At 66.7% G+C, this 19,437-nt stretch carries 15 protein-coding genes; 9 read left to right on the top strand and 6 right to left on the bottom strand.

All coding sequences use genetic code 11. The features are described from left to right. Positions 1–185: 185 nt before the first annotated feature. From ACFCV3_RS26690 to ACFCV3_RS26670, 5 genes are read left to right on the top strand one after another with little or no spacing between them, the layout of a single operon-like run. Positions 186–1,475 carry an ABC transporter substrate-binding protein gene (locus tag ACFCV3_RS26690; protein WP_376034265.1) on the top strand — a complete coding sequence of 430 codons (1,290 nt, stop codon included), beginning with the start codon at positions 186–188 and terminating at the stop codon, positions 1,473–1,475. After that, positions 1,472–2,371 (top strand): carbohydrate ABC transporter permease, encoded by a 900-nt coding sequence (locus tag ACFCV3_RS26685; RefSeq protein ID WP_376034263.1) that lies wholly within the window; start codon positions 1,472–1,474, stop codon positions 2,369–2,371. Before ACFCV3_RS26690 ends, ACFCV3_RS26685 begins: the two co-directional genes overlap by 4 nt. Then, complete coding sequence (locus tag ACFCV3_RS26680; protein WP_376034261.1) at positions 2,368–3,189, top strand: carbohydrate ABC transporter permease; 822 nt, start codon at positions 2,368–2,370, stop codon at positions 3,187–3,189. The genes ACFCV3_RS26685 and ACFCV3_RS26680 overlap by 4 nt, the downstream gene beginning before the upstream one ends. Further along, a complete protein-coding gene (locus ACFCV3_RS26675) occupies positions 3,186–5,321 on the top strand; it encodes an alpha-galactosidase (RefSeq protein ID WP_376034259.1) in 2,136 nt (711 codons plus the stop codon). The genes ACFCV3_RS26680 and ACFCV3_RS26675 overlap by 4 nt, the downstream gene beginning before the upstream one ends. Before the next feature lie 31 nt (positions 5,322–5,352). Continuing rightward, on the top strand, positions 5,353–7,419 hold the full coding sequence (locus ACFCV3_RS26670; protein ID WP_376034257.1) for an NPCBM/NEW2 domain-containing protein: 2,067 nt from the start codon (positions 5,353–5,355) through the stop codon (positions 7,417–7,419). Positions 7,420–7,547: 128 nt separating this feature from the next. Here ACFCV3_RS26670 and ACFCV3_RS26665 read toward each other — a convergent pair whose 3' ends face one another. Then, positions 7,548–9,140 carry a family 20 glycosylhydrolase gene (locus ACFCV3_RS26665; protein ID WP_376034255.1) on the bottom strand — a complete coding sequence of 531 codons (1,593 nt, stop codon included), beginning with the start codon at positions 9,138–9,140 and terminating at the stop codon, positions 7,548–7,550. A 290-nt stretch (positions 9,141–9,430) separates the two neighbouring features. Here ACFCV3_RS26665 and ACFCV3_RS26660 point away from each other — a divergent pair, with 290 nt between their 5' ends. The 4 genes from ACFCV3_RS26660 to ACFCV3_RS26645 all read left to right on the top strand — a co-directional run bounded on the left by ACFCV3_RS26660 (position 9,431) and on the right by ACFCV3_RS26645 (position 13,913). Continuing rightward, entirely contained in the window at positions 9,431–11,203 is a 1,773-nt protein-coding gene (locus tag ACFCV3_RS26660) for a bifunctional metallophosphatase/5'-nucleotidase (RefSeq protein WP_376034253.1), read from the top strand. A 59-nt stretch (positions 11,204–11,262) separates the two neighbouring features. Then, positions 11,263–11,775, top strand: a complete 513-nt coding sequence (locus ACFCV3_RS26655) for a SigE family RNA polymerase sigma factor (protein ID WP_376034252.1) — start codon at positions 11,263–11,265, stop codon at positions 11,773–11,775. After that, positions 11,772–12,524, top strand: a complete 753-nt coding sequence (locus ACFCV3_RS26650; protein ID WP_376034250.1) for a hypothetical protein — start codon at positions 11,772–11,774, stop codon at positions 12,522–12,524. Before ACFCV3_RS26655 ends, ACFCV3_RS26650 begins: the two co-directional genes overlap by 4 nt. A 69-nt stretch (positions 12,525–12,593) precedes the next feature. Further along, a complete protein-coding gene (locus ACFCV3_RS26645) occupies positions 12,594–13,913 on the top strand; it encodes an alpha/beta fold hydrolase (RefSeq protein WP_376034248.1) in 1,320 nt (439 codons plus the stop codon). Here ACFCV3_RS26645 and ACFCV3_RS26640 read toward each other — a convergent pair. The 5 genes from ACFCV3_RS26640 to ACFCV3_RS26620 are packed head-to-tail and all read right to left on the bottom strand — an operon-like array spanning position 13,898 to position 19,404. Beyond that, the gene (locus ACFCV3_RS26640; RefSeq protein WP_376034246.1) at positions 13,898–15,298 is read right to left on the bottom strand and encodes a GH1 family beta-glucosidase; all 1,401 of its coding nucleotides are present in this window, start codon (positions 15,296–15,298) and stop codon (positions 13,898–13,900) included. The two genes, ACFCV3_RS26645 and ACFCV3_RS26640, sit on opposite strands and share 16 nt — an antisense overlap. Before the next feature lie 33 nt (positions 15,299–15,331). Next, positions 15,332–16,342, bottom strand: coding sequence for an ABC transporter ATP-binding protein (locus ACFCV3_RS26635; RefSeq protein ID WP_376034244.1), 1,011 nt, complete (start codon positions 16,340–16,342; stop codon positions 15,332–15,334). Then, positions 16,339–17,367 (bottom strand): ABC transporter permease, encoded by a 1,029-nt coding sequence (locus ACFCV3_RS26630; RefSeq protein ID WP_376034243.1) that lies wholly within the window; start codon positions 17,365–17,367, stop codon positions 16,339–16,341. Before ACFCV3_RS26630 ends, ACFCV3_RS26635 begins: the two co-directional genes overlap by 4 nt. 1 nt (position 17,368) lies before the next feature. Further along, on the bottom strand, positions 17,369–18,349 hold the full coding sequence (locus ACFCV3_RS26625; RefSeq protein WP_132410390.1) for an ABC transporter permease: 981 nt from the start codon (positions 18,347–18,349) through the stop codon (positions 17,369–17,371). Then, the gene (locus ACFCV3_RS26620; protein ID WP_376034241.1) at positions 18,346–19,404 is read right to left on the bottom strand and encodes an ABC transporter ATP-binding protein; all 1,059 of its coding nucleotides are present in this window, start codon (positions 19,402–19,404) and stop codon (positions 18,346–18,348) included. Before ACFCV3_RS26620 ends, ACFCV3_RS26625 begins: the two co-directional genes overlap by 4 nt. Between the last annotated feature and the right edge of the window lie 33 nt (positions 19,405–19,437).

Here is a 19,437-nt window from a genome sequence, read left to right as displayed (position 1 = left end):
CGTGGGCAGCGCTCCTCCAACGATGAACGAGGCATCAGTTGATCGTGATCAGGTGATCACGTCAAGCTATTTGCTCGTAATTTACGAATTAATATTGACACTTGGGATCGCTCGCCGCAAGATCGTCGGCAACACACCACTCCCTCGACTGGCACGCTGGTCGAGCAGATCTCAGGAGTTCAGGCATGACGGGTCTGGCAGCAGATCGACGTACTTTCCTCAAGGGACTCGGCGTGCTCGGCGCGGCCGCTCTCGTGCCCGGATGTGCCACCACGGCACCCAGTCCTGGCGGCGGCGCGAGCAGCGGGGCAACTGGTGAGCTCTCGCTGCAGTCCAACCTGTCGGCCGAGCAGGCCAAGGGGGCGATGGAGAAACTCGTTGCCGCGTACAACAAGACCGGCGGCGCCCAGGTCAAGCTCAACACGGTCGCGTCCGAGATCTACCGGACCCAGCTTCCGACGTACCTGACGAGCGCGAACCCACCGGACGTCTACACCTGGTACGCCGGATCGGTCGCGGACTCGTATGCGAAGAAGGGCCTGCTGCTCGACGTGTCGAGTGTGTGGGAGGGCCTCGGCAACTACCCGAAGGCGATGCAGACGCTGTCGACCAGCAGCTCCGGCGAGAAGATCTTCGTGCCGACCAGCTACTACTGGTGGGGCATGTTCTACCGCAAGTCGAACTTCGCGAAGTGGGGTGTCACCCCGCCGAAGACCTGGGAGGAGTTCCTCGAGGTCTGCAAGACCATTCAGAGCAAGGGTGTTCCGCCGATCGGTATCGGCCTGGGCGACACCCCGTGGGTGGCCTCGGCCTGGTTCGACTACCTGAACATCCGGATCAACGGCGCACCGTTCCACCGCGACCTACTGGCCGGCCGCGGCCGCTTCGACGACCCGAAGGTGAAGGCCGTCTTCACCAAGTGGCAGGAGGCGCTGCCGTACTTCGACCCGAAGGGCAAGTCGTTCCCCTTCCAGGAGGCGACCTCCGCGCTGCTCGGCGGCAAGACCGGCATGTTCCTGATCGGCACCTTCTTCGCGGACTCCGCGCCGAAGGACGCCCTGGACGACATCGACTTCTTCCAGTTCCCGATCATCGACCCCGCGGTCCCGGTCGCCGAAGAGGCGCCGACGGACGGCTACTTCGCGTCCAAGAAGGCCAAGGACCCCGAAGGCGTGAAGAAGTTCATGACCTGGCTGGCCACCGCCGAGGCGCAGGAGATCTACGTCCAGAGCTCTTCCGGTACGGCGATCCCGGCGAACCCGGACGGCAAGTCCGCGGACACGCCGCTGGTGAAGAAGGGTAAGGCGATGATCGAGGGTGCCGCCGAGCTCACCCAGTTCTTCAACCGGGACTCGAGCGACGCACTACAGCCCACGGCCGACGCCGCGCTGACCAAGTTCCTCGACAAGCCGGACCAGATCGACAAGATCCTCAAGGACTGGCAGGCCGCGGCCGAGAAGGTCTTCAAGGCGTGACTTCCACAGCGACGGGAACAGTGGCGAGGAAACCGTGGAAGGTCTCGCCGCTCATCCTGGTGTTCGTCTTCGTGCCGTTTGTGATCGAAGCGGTGTGGGTATTCTGGCCGGCGTTGCAAGGTTTCTGGTTGGCGCTGACTCGGTGGGACGGGTTGTCGGCGCCGACATTTGTTGGACTGGGCAACTTCCGGGACATGGTGTCGGACCCGATCTTCCGGACGGCATTGAAGAACACAGCCATCTGGCTGGTGCTGTTCGGTGGACTGAGCGTGGCCGGTGGATTCGGGATGGCGTTGCTGTTGCAGCGGGAACGCCGTGGGGTGGGGATCTACCGGGCCGCTCTGTTCACGCCGGTCGTGTTCTCGCTGGTGGTGACCGCGCTCATCTGGCGCGTGTTCTACCAGCCGGACGGACTGGTCGACTCGATCCTGCGTGGGGTCGGTCTCGGCGACTTCATCCGGCCCTGGCTGGCTGATCCCGATACCGCCTTGTACGCCGTGATCCTGCCGGCACTGTGGCGTCAGATCGGCTATGTCATGGTGCTGTATCTGGCTGGGCTGAAGGCTGTTGACCCCGCGCTGTATGAGGCGGCCAAGGTCGACGGTGCGTCGGCTTGGCAGCGGACGCTCTACGTGACGATCCCGCAGTTGAAGGGCGTCAACTCGGTCGTGTTGTCGGTGATCGTGATCGACTCGCTTCGCTCCTTCGACATCGTGTGGTCGATGACCAAGGGCGGTCCGTATCACTCCAGCGAGTTGCTGAGCACCTACATGTACTCGACCGCGTTCCAGTCCACCCAGCTCGGGTATGCGTCCGCGATCGCCGTGGTGATCTTCTTCCTCGCTCTGGCCGTGATCCTCGGCTACCTGATCCGCGCCTTCAAGGAGGAATCGTGAACCGCCTGAAGACGGCCGGCTATCACGTGTCGATGGGGCTGGTGTCGTTCCTGTGGATCGCGCCGATCCTGTGGGTGATCGTGATCTCGTTCCGGAGCTTCGACGATGTCGCGGCGAACGGGCTCGGTTCGCTGCCGCATTCGTTCACGTTGTCGACGTACAAGCAGGCCTGGGAGGACGCGGACGAGTTCCGGGCGCTGGTCAACAGTCTGCTGGTGACGATTCCGGCGGTGCTGCTGAGTCTCGGGCTGGCGTCGATCGCGGCGTACGGGCTGGCGCGGTACAACATCCCGTTCCGGCGGACAGTGTTGCTGCTGATGCTGATGGGCAACCTGCTGCCGCCTCAGATTCTGCTGATCCCGATCTCGCGGTTCGTGGAGTTGATCGGGTACTACGACACGTTGATTGCGTTGATCGCTGTTCATGTCGGGTTCGGGCTCGGGTTCTACACGTTCGTGCTGCACGGGTTCATGCGGGATCTGCCGCGGGAGATCCAGGAGGCCGCGACGATCGACGGGGCGGGGCCGGGGAAGATCTACGCGAGTGTGATCCTGCCGCTGACCCGGCCGGCTCTCGCGGCGCTTGGTGCCCTGTCGTTCACCTGGATCTTCAACGACCTGCTGTGGTCGATCACGGTCATCCGCTCCGGCGAGAAGATGCCGGTGACGCCCGCGTTGCTGGGTCTGCAGGGCCTGTTCGTGTCATCGTGGAACGTGATTGCTGCCGGCACCGTGATCGCTGCCGTACCGACGGTGGCGGTGTTCCTGCGGTTCCAGAAGCACTTCGTCGGTGGATTGGCGATCGGAGCCGTCAAGTGAAGACCTGGACGTTGCGTGGGGCAACCACCTCGTACGTCGTCGGTGTCCCGGCGCACGGCGAGTGGGCCCAACTAGTTGCCTGGGGCCCACACGGAGTGGCCGACGGCCCGTCGACAGTCGCGCCGGTGGGAACCGAACACTTCCTCCCACGAGCCGATGTGGAGCCACTCGAGTACGCCGTCCGCGGGGTCCGGTACGCCGCTCCCGTCGACCTCGTGGTGAGCGGCCCCGACGGGGTCGACGAGCTCCGACCGGTGTTCGTGGAAGCAATCGCAGTAAGTGGCGAGCGAGGTGCAGCCGCGGCGGGTGCTGGGGGTGAGGGCGCGGCGGGAGCCGGTGCCGGTGCCGGGGTGGGGGTGGGTGCGGGGCATGAGGGCGACTCCCGTCTTTCGATGGGGGGAGCCGGTGGCGAGGTTGATGGCAGCGGCCTGGAGCTGGTGTTCGCCGACGTTGTGCGAGGAGTGCGTTTGACTCTGCACTACCGCATCGAGGGTGATGCGGTGGAGCGGTGGGTTTCCGTCGGCAACGGTGGGGATGACGTGCTTACGTTGCATCGGCATGAGTCGGCTGGGTTCACCGTGCCTGGTGGGAACACGGTGAAGTACTTGTGGGGTGAGTGGAACAGCGAGTTCCAGCAGTCGGCTGTCACGTTGGAGCGTGGGCGGTTTTCGGTGGGGAGTGCGCAGGGGATCACGGGGCACTCGTACTCGCCGTACCTGGTGGTTGACGGGGACGTGGCGTATGGCGTGCAGTTGGCTTGGAGTGGTTCGTGGGAGATGACTGCGGATGCGGACACCACGGGCACCGTGAGGATCCAGGCTGGGCGGGTCTCGTCCAGTCAGGGGTTGCAGTTGCGGCCGGGGGAGACTTGGACGTCGCCGAAGGCGGTGGGGGCTTGTAGTGGCGAGGGTACGGACGGGCTCGCGCGGGTGTACCACGAGTACGAGCGGGCGCGGTCGCGGCGGCGTACGCCGAAGGTTTTGTACAACTCGTGGTTCGCGACCGAGTTCGACATCCGGGCCGAGCACCAGTTGGAGCTGGCCAGGAAGGCGGCCGGGATCGGCGTCGAGACGTTCGTGGTCGACGACGGATGGTTCGTCGGCAGGACCGATGATGCGGGCGGGCTGGGTGACTGGGAGGTTGATCCGGGCAAGTTCCCCAACGGGCTGGACGGATTCATCGACCAGTTGAAGGAGCTCGGCCTCGACTTCGGGCTGTGGGTCGAACCCGAGTCGGTCAACCCACGGTCGCGGCTGGCTGCGGAGCATCCGGAGTGGATTCTCAGGACGCCCGATCGGGAGCCCGTGCTGATCCGGAACCAGCTATTACTGGACTTGAGTCGTGATGACGTAACTGCATTCGTGTGGTCAACACTTGATCAACTGTTGTCAACGTATGACGTCAAGTATCTGAAGTGGGATGCGAACCGGCCGCGACTGGACAGCGGCGACCAACGTCGCGACCTCGACGGCCGAGTGGTGACCAACCTGTACGCGATCCTCGACCGGCTCCGGGTCGAGCATCCCGACGTACTCGTCGAAGGATGCGCCGGCGGCGGTGCACGCGTCGACCTCGGGATGGCCGCACGCGTCGACACGCTCTGGCCGAGTGACAACACGGCCCCGCTGGATCGGCTCAGGATCCAGCAGGGCTTTCGGACCGGGTTCGCGCCGCATCTGATGAGCTCCTGGGTGACCGATGCCGAAGGCACCCACGACGGCCGCGAACGGTCCCTCGACTTCCGCTTCCACGTCGCGATGGCCGGCGTACTGGGAATCGGTGCGGACCTTTCCCGCTGGACCGACGAGCAGCTGAAGACGGCGACGCGCAACATCGAGCAGTACAAGGACATCCGCGACATCGTTGCGGAGGGCAAGGTCTACGGATTGCGGAGCGGCGTCCAGTACGTCGGTCCGCGGCGGTCCGTGGTGTTTCTGTGGGAGACCGGCGACGGCAATGTGCGTGGCACGCTGCCGACCCGGCCACTGAGGGTCCCACTGGCCGGGCTCGACCCGGCGAAGAACTACCGGGTGGGTGACGAGACCCTCCCGGGCAGCTACCTGCTGCAGGTCGGTGTCCTGCTCGACGGCACCGCCGACTCGCACTGTCTGGTCGTCGAGGTTCTCGACTGACCCCGTTCCGCTCAACGGCAAAGGAAGACACATGAAGCGACTTTTGGGTGGGGTGATCGCGGCTGCCCTGGTGGCCGCCGCGCTCGCCACCACCACGACCGCAGCTGTGGCGGCTCAGGCCACAGCTGCCCCGGTTCTCAGCCCGACGCCGTACCAGGGCTGGAACACCTACTACGGCCTCGGCGGCGACTTCACCGAGGACACGATCAAGTCGGTCGCCGACTCGCTGGTCAGCCGCGGCCTGGCCAAGGCCGGCTACGACATCGTCTGGCTGGACGGCGGCTGGCAGGCCGACCAGTCGCGGAGCGCGGCCGGTGACCTGGTCGCGAACCCGGCGAAGTTCCCGAACGGGTTGAAGCCGCTGGTCGACTACATCCACAGCAAGGGTCTCAAGGCCGGCATCTACACCGACGCCGGTCCGTTCATCCCGGGCAAGTGCGGGCTCGGCAGCGGCGGGTACTACCAGCGCGACGCCGACCAGTTCGCCGCGTGGGGGTTCGACGCCGTGAAGGTCGACTACCTGTGCGGGATCGCGGCGGACCTCGATCCGAAGACGGTCTTCACCGAGTTTGCCCAGGCACTGCGGAACAACGCGAGTGGCCGGCCGATGATCTTCAACCTCTGCAACCCGGTGACCTCGCCGGACTGGGGCAACTACCCCGAGTCGCAGCAGTCGATCAACTCCTGGTCGTACGCACCGGGGATCGCTCAGTCCTGGCGGACCTACACCGACGTCGGCTTCCAGGGCGACATCAAGTTCAAGGACGTGCTGCGGAACTACGACGCGAACGCGCGGCACCCGGAGGTTGTGAAGCCGGGCGCGTTCAGCGACCCGGACTACCTGGCCCCGGAGCTGGGGATGACGGACGAGGAGTTCCGTTCCCAGCTGACGCTGTGGGCAGTCGCCGCTGCGCCGCTGGTGATCGGGAGCGACGTGCGGAAGCTGAGCGCGACCACGGTCTCCATGCTGACCGATCCCGACGTACTGGCGATCAACCAGGACAAGGCTGCGGTGCAGGCGGTTCGGGTCGGCGCAGCGGGTACGACGGAGACCTGGGTGAAGCGGTTGGCCGATGGCAGCCGTGCCGTCGTGCTTCTGAACCGTGGGGACAGCGCCAAGACGATCACCACGACCGCCCAGGCGGTTGGGCTGTCCGGCGCACGGTTCACGCTGAAGAACGCGTGGACGAACAAGGTCACCGAGAGTGCGGGCACGATCAGTGCGGCAGTACCGGCACACGGTACGGCGCTCTTCCGGGTCTCACCGGCGTTGGGTCTGCCGGGTGCGTCGCATGTGACGGCCGGGATTCCGCAGGTCACGAAGGTCGGGACGGACGTCCAGCCTGAGGGCGTGGCGCCGGTGGTTGCCGGTGGCGACGAACTGACCGTGCAGGTTGCCGTTCGCAACGACGGCCTGCTTCCGGTGCTTCAGCCGACGGTGACTCTCGCCGGTGGTACCGGGTGGACGGTGAAGTCGTTGACGACGGCCCCAGTGTTGATTGCTAGCGGCAAGCAGGCGACGTTCGGCTTCACGGTGAAGCTTCCGGCGAATGCCGCGCCTGGTACGGCGAGCTTGACGGCGACAACGTCGTACGAGGCTCTTGGGCATGGCGTGCAGCGGCTCACGACCTCGTTGTCACCGGTCGTGGTTGCGCCGGTACCGCCGGATGGGACCGTGCCGCTGTCGCACCACCAGTGGATCACCGCGACCAGCGGCTGGATGTCACCGGCCATCGACGAGAGCGTCGGTGGTGGCAACCCCATCAAGCTGACCGGAACGACGTACTCGACCGGTATCGGTGTCGCGTCGCCTTCGCTGGTTCGCTACTACCTGGGTAAGGCGTGCACGCGGCTGAGCGGAACCGTCGGGATCGACGACGTCGTGGGCAACGTCGGGCCGGATGGTGGCACGGCGACGTTCCAGGTCGTCGGTGACGGCAAGGTGCTGTTCGACAGCGGGGTCGTCGACCGCTTCTCGCCGAAGCCGTTCGACGTCGACCTCACCAACGTCCGCGTCCTCGACCTCGTGGTCGGCGACGCCGGCGACGGCGGCTACAACGACCGCGCCGACTGGGCAGCCCCCACCGCTACCTGCTGAGGCCTTGGTGAAGGGGCGGGCCGTGATGGTCCGCCCCTTCGTTGTGTACATAAGAACGGGTAGTAGTGGCTGAATCGCGGTCGCCGGCCCTGGGCTCAGGCGTGGGGACGGGTATACGTAGATGCCTACTACCAGTCCTTCTGTACATCCCAGTCGACTTCGGAGGACTGGAACCAGGTCCAGCCGCGGGTGCGCCAGATGGGTGCTTGGCGCGCGAGGGCGGCGGCGTAGGTGGGCCAGTTGGTGGGGGTGGTGTGGGACCAGGCTTTCTCGGCGGCGCCGGGGAGGCGGGGGAGCAGCAGGAACTCGAGGTCGTCGCGACTGGTGACGGTCTCACACCAGACGGCGGCTTCGACGCCGGCGAGCTGATCGTCGGAAGTGACACCGGGGGTGTTGCCGACCGGGTCCCAGTCGATGCCGTCCTGGATCGTGGCCGGCGGGTAGGCGCGGAGGCCGACCCGGGCTCGGGTCTCCTCTTGCTCCGGATCCGTGGACGGAGCGGCGTGCGGGCGGTCGAAGTACAGGTAGGTGGTGGCGGAGACGAGCAGTTTGCCGCCGCGTTCCAGCGCCTTCGGTACGTCGTGCCTGGCCTTGGCCAGGTGCTCGATCAGGAACTCCGGGACCTCGGGGCGCTCGGAGATCGCGTCGATGTCCTGGATGTCCAGCCAGTACTGCGTGAGGTCGGCCTGGTCCACGTCGGCCCGGGCGATCTCCTGCCACCCGACGACCCGCTTGCCCTTGTCCCGGACGAGCTCCGCGGCCCGTTGGACGAACGCGGCGTGGGCGTCGTCGGACATGCCCCACGCTTCGTCACCGCCGATATGCAGGTACGCCGACCGCGGGAACTGCGGGATGACCGCGTCCACGACATCCTCGACGAACGTCCAGACCTCGGGGTCGGCCGGGTCGAGTGAGTGGAACTCGAGGGTGGCACCGTTCGGCAGCGGGATGCCGGGGAGCTCGGTGGTGAGTTCGGGGTACGCGCGGGAGGCCGCGCCGGTGTGCCCGGGGAAGTCGATCTCCGGAACGAGCGTGACGAACCGCTCCTCGGCGTACCGGTTGAGCTCGGCGAGCTCGAGCGGGGTGTAGTAACCGCCCGGGCGATCGGCCATCGCACCGAGTGAGCCGAACTTGATCAGCTCCGGGCGGGATGCGACTTCGAACCGCCAGCCCTGATCGTCGGTGAGGTGCAGGTGCAGGACGTTGAGCTTGTACAGCGCGCACATGTCGATCACCCGCCGTACCGTCTCCGGCGGGTGGAACGTCCGCACCACATCGAACGAAAGCCCGCGCCACGCAAACCGCGGCCCGTCGACGATGCGCTGACACGGGATGTCCTGCCCGTGGACGGCGATCAGCTGACGGAGCGTGGTGAGCCCGCGATACACACCTTCCGCCGAAGCGCCCCACACCCGAATCCCATCCGCACGAACCTCCACCCCGTACCGCTCATCCACCTCCGCACCATCAGCCCGAATCCCAGCCGCCGCCGGTACGTCGGCCAACCCCTCCGAGCCGAACATCACCCGAACCCCCGCCGGTACGCCGTCCAACCCCTCCGAACTGACTGTCAGGTGCACGTGTGGGGAGTCGAGCTGGGTGTCGGCGAGGAACTGGGTGACGACAGTGGTCAGCTCGGGGGAGCCGGTGGTGATGGGGGTTTCCGGGGTGAGGGTGAAGGTGCCCTGGTCGGGGGTGATGGAGGTGGGGCTGGGGATCATGCCTGCTCCGGCGGTTGAGGTGGTGGGGCGCGTCGGGGCGAACGCAGGTGCCGAGGATCAGGTTCGCACGATAGTGCGTGCCCGGGCGGGGTGATGGCCGGAGGCTTCGCGGGACCACCGGCCACCACGCAGACATTGGACCAGATCAGGAGTGCCGGTGGGGAGAGCGCTGTCGGCGGTGGATTCTTTCCAGGTTTGCTGATCAGCCGTTTGGTAGTGACATCTCGTTCATGATGAGGCAGTCTCCTCTTTGTCGGAAACCGCTTGCTTAGGCCGCGTTGGAGGCAGGAATGCGCAGAATGCCAAGGTTGCTCGCGACTGTGGTGGTGATCGGGGTGGGGCTCGGCGGCGGGACCGCGGCCGCCGGAGGTGCCGGGCAGGTGCCGGCGCCGGTGCCGGTTCAGCTGGTCTCGATCACCGACTTCCACGGGTATCTCCGGCCGCCGTCACCTGCGGACGGCGGGACGATCGCGGGGCCGGACGGGAAGGCCCAGGTGGTCGGCGGCGCGGCGTACCTGGCGACGCATCTGAAGACCATTCGCGCCGGGCACCGGAACTCGATCATGTTCGCCGACGGTGACAGCTTCGCCGGCTGGCCGTTCGAGGTGGACGCGCACGCGGACGAGCCGACGATCGAGGCGCTGAACGCGCTCGGGGTCGAGTTCTCCAGCGTCGGTAACCACGAGCTGGACGTGTCGAAGAGCTTCCTGGTCGACCACATGGCCAAGGGCAAGTGCTTCGGGACGCCCGGCGTGGACAGCTGCTTCAAGGACTCGACCGGTCGCCGCTTCCACGGGGCCGACTTCGACTTCCAGACCGCGAACATCGTCGACCAGAAGGGCCGGCCGATCGTCGCGCCGTACACGATCCGGTGGGTGCGCGACCACGGCCGCAGCTACCCGGTCGGCTTCATCGGGCTGACCGTCCCGGACGCGCCGGTCGGCAGTACGTCGTACCAGCCGGATCTGAAGGCACTTGACCCGGTCGAGTCCACGAACCGGGCCGCCGCCGAGCTGACCCGGCGTGGGGTGAAGGCGATCGTGCTGAACATGCATGAGGGCGGGACCGACGCGTCGGCGACGTACGACAACTGCGTCAACCCGAGTGGTCCGGCGATCGAGCTGGCCCGCAGGGTGACTCCGCAGATCGACGCGATCGTCACCGGGCACTGGCATGCGGCGTTCAACTGCAGCATCCCCGACCCGGCCGGCAACCCGCGCCCGGTCGTCGAGGCGGCGAACCACGGCCGGCTGATCAACGAGATCAACCTGCAGCTCGACCCCCGGACCGGTGAGGTGCTGCGCGACCGGACCACCTCGACCAACCACGCGGTGACGCGTGATGTCACCCCGGACCCGCAGCTCCAGAAGATCGTCGACTACTGGTCGGCCGCGGGCGATCGCAAGTACGCCGAACCGGTCGCGACCGTGACCGGCGACTTCACCCGCACCCCGAACGCGGTCGGCGAGAGCACGATGGCCGACCTGGCGGCCGACGTACACCTCTGGACCGCTCAGCGGTACGGCAAGGCCGACCTCGGGCTGATCGCAGCGAAGCCGGCGACCGGTTCGACTGCCCTCCGCGGTGATCTTCTGGTTGCCAGCAGCAACAAGCCGGGCGACGCGGACGGACGAGTGCTGCTGGGCGAATCGTGGGATGCCTACGGCTACGGCAACCCGGTGCTGACGGTGAGCCTGACCGGCGCGGAACTGGACGCCGTACTCGAGCAGCAATGGCAGACGCAGCCGAACGGCACGGTGAAGTTCGCGCCACTCGCGGCGTCGAAGAACGTCAAATACAGCTTCGACGCAAGCCGGCCAGTGGGCGACCGGGTAGATCCCAAGGACGTCCAAATCAACGGAGTGTCACTGGATCCGGCCAAGACCTACCGCATCGCCGCGCTCGCCTACACGGTGATCGGCGCCGACGGTTACACAGCGTTCAAGAGTTACTACACCGACCCCGTCCGCACCGACACTGATCACGAGACCTTCGCGTCCTACCTCCGGGCGCACAAGACGCTCACCCCGGCACCGCTCGATCGGGTCACGCAGAAGGGCTGACAACCGTTGCCCCGGCCGCTCCGTACTCATCGGTGACGGAATGAGTGAGGGGACAACGGATGGCGCGAGGAACACGGGACGAGGAGTTCAGCGAGTACGTCGCTCAGCGGCGTACTCAGCTGCGCCGGATCGCCTACCTGCTCTGTGGTGACGTGCACAAGGCGGAGGACCTGGTCCAGACGGCGTTGATGAAGCTGTACGTCGGCTGGCACCGGGTGCACCGCGACGGCAACCTCGACGCCTATGTACGGCGGATCCTGGTGAACTCGGGGATCGACGAGAGCCGCCGGCCGTGGCGCCGGGAAGAGTCCGGGCTGGACGGGCTCGATCCCGTCATGGAGGAAGGGCTCGCGGTCGAGGATCGCCGGGCGTTGATCGAGGCGCTGGCGAGTCTGCCGCTCGGTCAGCGTCGGGTGGTGATCCTGCGGTACTTCGTCGGTCTGTCCGTCGACGAGACCGCCACCGACCTCAACTGCGGCACCGGAACCGTGAAGAGCCAGAGCGCGCGTGCCCTCGCCCGACTGAACGACTTGCTGAGTGCCCAGTTTCGGGCTGTAGGAGGACACCGATGATCGACGAGCAGCTGCTCATGGAGCGACTGACCGATGCCGCCGCCGCACAGGACGACCTGCTTCCGCGCGCAGTCGCCGACGACCTGGCGGCCGGTCGTCGCCGCCTCCGCCGACGCCGGTTCCTGGCCGGTGGTACGGCGTTGATCGCGGCCGGCGCGGTGGCCGTCGCCACGATCGGGATGAGCGACGTACTCAAAGACACCGCGCAGCTCGAGCCGCCGGTCGCCACCCAGCAGGCGCCGGTCAGCACCCCGTCGGCCGCCGCGAAGCCCGAGAGCTTCGACGGGCTGATGAAGAGACTGATGTACAAGCACTTCGATCCGTCGAAGAAGCACTTGAACTTCGCCACCGGCCCGTTCAAGGTCAACACCGAGCCGGGCTACCGCGGAACCCTGCGCAAGGTCGGCTGGAACGCGAAGGGGGAGAAGGGGCAGGGCATGTTCCTGATCGGGCTCGAGCGTTCGGCGGAGCCCGCGGGCAACACATGTGGTTCGTACTTCCAGAGCGAATCGCGGCCGGTCATCTGCCGGCAGGTGACGTTGCCCAACCGCCGGCCGGGGATGATCGGCCGGCAAGGCCGGATGATCGAGTTCAGTTACGTGCAGCCGGACGGGGAGTTCCTGTACGTCGCGGTGGACCCGGTGTTCCGCAACAACACGACGATCTCGTCCAAGCAGATGGCGATCACCGACGCGCAGCTGTTCGCGTTCGCGACCGATCCGGCGCTGAGCCTGCCGCCGCTGCGGTAGCGCAGCCGCTACCCCGGAACGGGCGCCTCGGCGGCCGACACGGACCGCGCGCGTTCCTACCGTCGAAGGATGTGGAAAACAGCAGCGGTTGCCGTGGCCATCGCAGTAACGGCCGGTGGACTGACACCGGCCGTCGCCGGTGGCCTTCGCTGGGGCCCGTGTGACGACGAGGCATTACGAGCCGCGGGAGCGGACTGTACGACGGTGCGTGTGCCGCTCGATCACCTGCATCCGGATGGACGGATGGTGCAGCTCGCGATCTCGCGTCTGAAGGCGGACCCGGCCAAGCGGCGCGGGGTCCTGCTGACGAATCCAGGTGGTCCGGGCGGACCAGGAACGACGTACCCGCTCGATCTGAAGCCGCTGCTGGGTGCGGTGGCGCAGCAGTACGACGTGATCGGGATCGACCCGCGGTTCATGGGCGCGAGTGATCCGGTCGACTGTGGTCCGGTCCGGCTGAGCGATCTCTTCCGATCGTCGCTGACGCGCAAAGACTTCAACAGAGCAAGCAAGTTGGCGGCGACGTATGTGGCCGGATGCAAGGACGACCGGTTGCCGTACGCAAGTATCCGGAACGTTGCCCGGGACATGGATGCGATCCGGGTTGCGTTGGGAGAGCAGAAGATCTCGTACTACGGGGTCTCGTGGGGAGCGGATCTCGGTGTCGTCTACAGCCAGTTGTTCCCGCAGCGGGTGGACCGGATGGTCGTCGACAGCGTGACGGATGTCGAGGGATCGGAGTACCACCACCTCGCGACCGGCGAGCGCGCGGAGGCGGCGTTCGACGAGTGGGCCGCGTGGGTGGCGTGGAGGGACGACAAGTATCACCTAGGCCGAACCGGAATGCAGGTCCGTGCAGCTGTGGAGAGAATCAAGAGTGTGAATAGTGCAACGCTGCCATGGGCATTGCAGTCTGCACTGGGAGACGAGAAGGACCGTGAGTTGATGGCACGCAACGTTCGTGCCTTGATCGACGGGAAGTCAACCCCGGAGCTGGACGGGTGGATGCAGCAGTACTTGACTACGGCGCCGATCTACAGCCGCTTCGCCGCCGCGTCCGTGGCGTTCACGTGCAATGACAACGGGTGGCCGAAAGGGCCGGCGCCGTACTGGCGGGATGTGCAGCGGACTCGGGCGACCGAGCCGCTGTTTCACGCGACGTTTCTGGCGTGTGCGTTTTGGAGGTACCACACGAGTGAGCCGGAGCTTGTCATCGGCAACGAGGTGCCGATGCTGATCGTGCAGGCCGAGCGGGACAACATTCCGCTGCGGTGGGCTCAGGAGCTCCATGCGAAGCTGCCGAACTCCACCTTGAAGACGGTAGACCGTCGTGCTCATGGGGTTTACGAGTTCATGAGCACGACGGTCAACGACTACCTGGCGCGGTGAGCTTCGGCTAGTTCCTTCAGGTAGAGGGCGCTTTGCTTGGGGATGCGGGCCTGGGTGTCGTAGTCGACGCGGACGATGCCGAACCGCTTGACGTAGCCGTAGGCCCACTCGAAGTTGTCCAGCAGCGACCAGGCCAGGTAGCCGCGGATGTCGGCGCCCTGGTTGATCGCCTCGGCGACGGCGGCCAGGTGGGTGGTGAAGTACTCGGTCCGGCCGTCGTCGGCGACGTACCCGTTCTCGTCGGGGGTGTCCTCGAAGGCTGAGCCGTTCTCGGTGATCACCATCGGGAGGTTCGGGTAGTCCCGGGCGATGCTGAGCAGGAGGTCGGTGAAGCCCTCGGGGACGATCTCCCAGTCCATCGCGGTCTTCGGCCGGCCCAGCGGGATGGTCCGGCTGATCGGCAGGCCCTTCTCGTCGGCCGTGCTGCCGTCCTCGGCGTACCCGCTGAACTTCTGGCTGAAGTAGTAGTTCACGCCCAGTACGTCGATCGGCGCCGAGATCAGCTCGAGGTCGCCGTCCTGGACGGGGATCTCGACGCCTTCCAGGGCCAGGTCCGCGACGATGTCGGCCGGGTAGCGGCCGTGCACCAGCGGGTCCAGGTAGATCCGGCGGCCCATGCCGTCGGCGCGGCGGGCGGCCTCGGTGTCCGGCTCGGCGTCACTGGCTGGGTACGCCGTGGCCACGTTCAGCGTGATGCCGATGTCCAGCTTGCGCGGTGAGGCCTCGCGCATGGCGGTCGTGGCCAGGCCGTGCCCGAGCAGCAGGTGGTGGACGGCGGCGATCGCGGCCGGGTACTCCTTGCGGCCCGGCGCGTGCAGACCGTACGCGTAACCGAGCATCGCGGAGCACCACGGCTCGTTCAGCGTGGTCCAGGTGTTGACGCGGTCCTTCAGTGCGTCGAACACCAGCATCGAGTACTCCGCGAACCGGTACGCCGTGTCCCGGTTCGGCCAGCCGCCCGCGTCCTCGAGCTCCTGCGGCAGGTCCCAGTGGTAGAGCGTCACCCACGGGTCGATGCCCTGGGCAAGCAGCTCGTCGACCAGCTTGTCGTAGAAGCCCAGCCCGGCCGGGTTCACCGGACCCTTGCCGCGCGGCTGGACCCGCGGCCACGCCACCGAGAACCGGTAGGTGTCGAAGCCGAGACTCTTGATCAGGGCAACGTCTTCGGGCATCCGGTGGTAGTGGTCGCAGGCGATGTCGCCGACGTCGCCGTTGTCGATCGCGCCGGGCACCTGGCAGAAGGTGTCCCAGATCGACGGCGTCCGGCCGTCCTCGGCGATCGCACCCTCGATCTGGTACGACGAGGTCGCGACACCCCAGCGGAAGTCGGCCGGCAGACCCGCGATCAGATCTGCGGCCGCCCCCGACACGGACGTTGTACTCATAAAGTGTGGCCTTTCACGAAGGTTAGGAGGGACTTAACCGACCGGGACCCGGCCGGGGAGCCAGCAGGCCACGGACCGGCTGGGGTCGTTGCGGGCCGAGGGGATCCCGAGCAGCGGGACCTCGTCGGAGCAACGGTCGAACGCGTGCGGGCAGCGCGGATGGAACGAGCATCCCGACGGCATCCCGCGCAGGTCGGGCGGTGAGCCGGGGATCCCGGACAGCTCCCGGCGCGGGCCACGCAACGCCGGGAAGGACTTCAGCAGTCCTTCGCTGTACGGGTGCAGCGAGTCCTTGTACAGGTCGGCTGACTTGGCTTCCTCGACGATCCGCCCGCCGTACATGATCGCGATCCGGTCGGAGAACTCGACCAGCAGCGACAGGTCGTGCGTGATGAACAGCACCGAGAACCCGAGCCGCTCACGCAACTCGACCAGCTGGGCCAGGATCTGCCGCTGCATCACTACGTCGAGCGCGGTGGTCGGCTCATCCATGATCACGACCTGCGGTTGCAGTACGAGCGCCATACCGATCATCACGCGCTGCCGCATACCGCCGGACAGCTGATGTGGGTAGGCGTCCATCCGGTCCGCGGAGATGCCGACCAGCTTGAGCATCTCCTGCGCGCGGGCGATCCGCGCCTGCGGAGTCAGGTCCGGCTCGTGGGCCTTGATCACGTCGAGCATCTGGGTGGAGACCTTGTGCACCGGGTTGAGCGAGTTCATCGCCCCCTGGAACACGATCGACGTCTCAGCCCAGCGGAACGCCCGCAACTCGTGGTCGGTCAGCGTCATCACGTCGTACGGGTCGCCGCCCGGCGGGTGGTAGATGACCGAACCACCGCTGATCACCCCGGGTGGCGGAAGCAGCCGGGTGACGCCGTACGCGAGCGTGGACTTGCCACTCCCGCTCTCACCGGCGAGCCCGAGCACCTCACCACGATGCAGCGTCAGCGTGACATCGCGGACCGCCTGCACGCCCTGGTCGCCCAGGCCGTAGTCGACGCTGAAGTCCTTGATCTCCAGTACAGGCTCTTTGCCGCTCATGCTGCATCCACCTTCTTCCGTACGACGGGAGTCGGCGGAACCGCCTTGGTGCCGAGAACCGGGGTGAAGCCGACGCGCATCCGGACCGAGTGACCGTCCTTGGTCTTGAGCCGGGTGTGACCGCTGCTGCGCAGCCGCGGGCTGACGAACTCGTCGATCCCGAAGTTGATCAGCGACAGCGCCGTGCCGAGGATCGCGATCGCGAGACCGGCCGGGACGAACCACCACCAGGCCCCCTGGGCGAGCGCCTGCTGGCTCTGCGCCCAGAACAGGATGGTGCCCCAGTTCCACTCGGAGATGGTCGAGATCCCGATGAAGGCCAGGGTGATCTCGGACATGATCGCGAAGATCACGGTACCGACGAAGCTGGAGGCGATGATCGCGGTCAGGTTCGGCATGATCTCGGCGGTGATGATCCGCCAGGTGCTCTCACCGGTGGCGCGCGCGGCCTCGACGTAGTCCCGCCGGCGCAGCGACAGCGTCTGGGCGCGGAGCACCCGAGCACCCCAGGCCCACGACGTGAAACCGATGACCAGGGCAACCATCAGGTCACCCGCGCCCGGGATTGTCGAGGCGACGATGATGATGAGCGGCAGGGCCGGGATGACCAGGAAGACGTTCGACAGGGCGGACAGACCCTCGTCGGCCGCGCCGCCGAGGAAGCCCGAGCTGACCCCGATCAGGATCGACAGTGCGGTCGCGACCAGACCGGCCAGCAGGCCGACGAACATCACGCCCCGGGTGCCGACGAGCATCTGGCTGAAGATGTCCTGACCGAGGTGCGTCGTACCGAACCAGTGCTCGGACGACGGCGGCTGGATCAGGTCGTTGCTCCGCGCCGACGGGTCGTACGGCGCGATCCAGGGGCCGATGATCGCGATCAGGCAGAAGAAGCCGAGCGTGATCAGGCCGGTCGCGGCCTTGCCGTTGGCGACGAACCGCAACCGGCGGCGCTTGGCCGGCTTGGCCTCGACGACCGGGCCTTCCGGGCTGACCGCGGTGACGGTGCTGGTGGGTGCGGACATCTCAGCCCTCCTTCCGGGTGCGGGGATCGAGCATCAGGTAGGCGACGTCGGCGATCAGGTTCGCGACCAGGACCGACAGCGTGATGACCAGGAAGACACCCTGCATCAGCGGGTAGTCCTTGGAACCGACGGCCTGGAACAGGTTGTAGCCGATACCGGGGTAGGAGAAGACGATCTCGACCAGCAGCGTGCCGCCGACGATGAAGCCGAGCGACAGCGCGAAACCGGAGACGTTCGGCAGCAGCGCGTTGCGTGCGGCGTAGCTCATCATCACGCGCTTCTCCGGCAGGCCCTTGGCGTGCGCGACGGTGATGTAGTCCTCGGAGGCGACCGTCACCATCATGTTCCGCATGCTGAGGATCCAGCCGCTGACCGAGGAGATCAGGATCGTGATCGCCGGCAGCAGGCTGTGCTGGATCGCGCTGCCCATGAACTCGGGAGTCCAGCCCGGGACCAGGCCGGGCTCGTAACCGCCGGACGACGGGAAGATGCTGTCCGGACCGGCCAGCAGCGTGATCGCCAGCAGACCGAGCCAGAAGTACGGGATCGACGAGAGGAACGTCGTCACCGGCAGCAGACCATCGAGCCAGGAACCGCGCCGCCAGCCGGCGAGGACGCCGAGTCCGGTGCCGATCGCGAAGCTGGCCAGCGTGGTCAGGCCGACCAGGGCGATCGTCCACGGCAGGCTCTGCTGCAGGATGTCGATGACCGGGGTCGGGAAGAAGGTGAACGACAACCCGAGGTCGCCGCGGAACACCTGGCCCCAGTAGTCGACGTACTGGCTCCACATGCTGGCGTTCTTGTCGAGGCCGAACAGGACGTAGAGCGACTGGATCGCCTCGGTACTGATCTGGCCCTGGTACTTGTTGATCAGCGAGGTGACCGGGTCACCGGGGATCAGGCGCGGGATGAAGAAGTTGATCGTCAGTGCTGCCCATGCGGTGAACAGGTAGAACGCGATGCGTTGCAGAAGGAACTTCACTTGGCAGCTCCTTCCTCGTAGAGCCAGCACGCGGCCCAGTGACTCTGTCCGCTGTCGACGATCGGCAGCTCGAACCTGGGCGGCAGCTCCGTCGAGCACTTCGGCATCGCGTGCACGCAGCGCGGGTGGAACCGGCAACCGGTCGGCGGAGCGATCAGGCTCGGCGGTTCGCCGGTGCCCCGCTCCTCCGGGGCGCGGAGATCGCCGACCCGGTCGAGGCGGTCGGGGTCGGGCGCGCTCTCGATCAGCAACCGCGTGTACGGGTGTGCCGGGTTCTGGGTGACGGTCTCGGAGTCACCGCCTTCGACCATGCGGCCGGCGTACATGACCATGGTCTCGTCGGCGAAGTAGCGGGCCGAGGCGATGTCGTGGGTGATGTAGAGGATGGCCAGGTTCAGCCGCTCCTTCAGATCACGCAGCAGGTTCAGGATGCCGAGGCGGATCGATACGTCGAGCATCGAGACCGGCTCGTCGGCCAGCAGCACCTCGGGATCGGCGCCGAGGGCGCGGGCGATCGAGACGCGCTGCCGCTGACCACCGGACAGCTCGTGCGGGAACTTGTCCAGGTACCGCTCCGGCGGAACGAGCTGGACGCGCTCCAGCAGGTTGCGCAGGTTCTCCTCGAGCTCGGCGGAGTTCTTGCCGGCCCGGCCGTGGATCTTCAGTGCGCGGGTCAGGTGGTACCGGATCGTGTGCGTCGGGTTCAGCGACGCGAACGGGTCCTGGAAGATCATCTGCACCTGGCGGCAGTACGCCCGGAAGGCGCGACCGCCGTGGACCTCGACGGACCGGCCGTGCAGGCGGACGTCTCCGTCGGTGCGGCGGTAGAGCTGGGCGAGCAGCCGGGCCACCGTGGACTTGCCCGAACCGGACTCGCCGACCAGCGCGGTCACCCGGCCGCGGCGCAGCGTCAGGGTCAGGTCGTCGACCGCGTGCACGACTTTGCGGTCGCGGGTCAACAGGTCCCGGAGACCACGCCGTACCGGGAAGTGTTTGGTGAGGCCGTCGGCCTCCAGCACAACTTCAGGGACCACCGCTGGGTCGGTCACCGTCATGATTACAAGACTCCTCGCATCGCGTGGCACCTG

The sequence above is a fragment of the Kribbella sp. NPDC056345 genome, from assembly GCF_042262745.1.
Classification (GTDB): domain Bacteria; phylum Actinomycetota; class Actinomycetes; order Propionibacteriales; family Kribbellaceae; genus Kribbella.
Note: the sequence above shows the minus strand (reverse complement) of the source record. Positions and strands in the feature narration are given on the sequence as shown.

What these genes read in the sequence shown, in the direction of transcription:
- ACFCV3_RS26690 (WP_376034265.1), top strand. Translation starts at nt 186, where the DNA reads ATGACGGGTCTGGCAGCAGATCGACGTACTTTCCTCAAGGGACTCGGC.
- ACFCV3_RS26670 (WP_376034257.1), top strand. Translation starts at nt 5,353, where the DNA reads ATGAAGCGACTTTTGGGTGGGGTGATCGCGGCTGCCCTGGTGGCCGCC.
- ACFCV3_RS26665 (WP_376034255.1), bottom strand. Translation starts at nt 9,140, where the DNA reads ATGATCCCCAGCCCCACCTCCATCACCCCCGACCAGGGCACCTTCACC.
- ACFCV3_RS26660 (WP_376034253.1), top strand. Translation starts at nt 9,431, where the DNA reads ATGCGCAGAATGCCAAGGTTGCTCGCGACTGTGGTGGTGATCGGGGTG.
- ACFCV3_RS26655 (WP_376034252.1), top strand. Translation starts at nt 11,263, where the DNA reads ATGGCGCGAGGAACACGGGACGAGGAGTTCAGCGAGTACGTCGCTCAG.
- ACFCV3_RS26650 (WP_376034250.1), top strand. Translation starts at nt 11,772, where the DNA reads ATGATCGACGAGCAGCTGCTCATGGAGCGACTGACCGATGCCGCCGCC.
- ACFCV3_RS26645 (WP_376034248.1), top strand. Translation starts at nt 12,594, where the DNA reads ATGTGGAAAACAGCAGCGGTTGCCGTGGCCATCGCAGTAACGGCCGGT.
- ACFCV3_RS26640 (WP_376034246.1), bottom strand. Translation starts at nt 15,298, where the DNA reads ATGAGTACAACGTCCGTGTCGGGGGCGGCCGCAGATCTGATCGCGGGT.
- ACFCV3_RS26635 (WP_376034244.1), bottom strand. Translation starts at nt 16,342, where the DNA reads ATGAGCGGCAAAGAGCCTGTACTGGAGATCAAGGACTTCAGCGTCGAC.
- ACFCV3_RS26630 (WP_376034243.1), bottom strand. Translation starts at nt 17,367, where the DNA reads ATGTCCGCACCCACCAGCACCGTCACCGCGGTCAGCCCGGAAGGCCCG.
- ACFCV3_RS26620 (WP_376034241.1), bottom strand. Translation starts at nt 19,404, where the DNA reads ATGACGGTGACCGACCCAGCGGTGGTCCCTGAAGTTGTGCTGGAGGCC.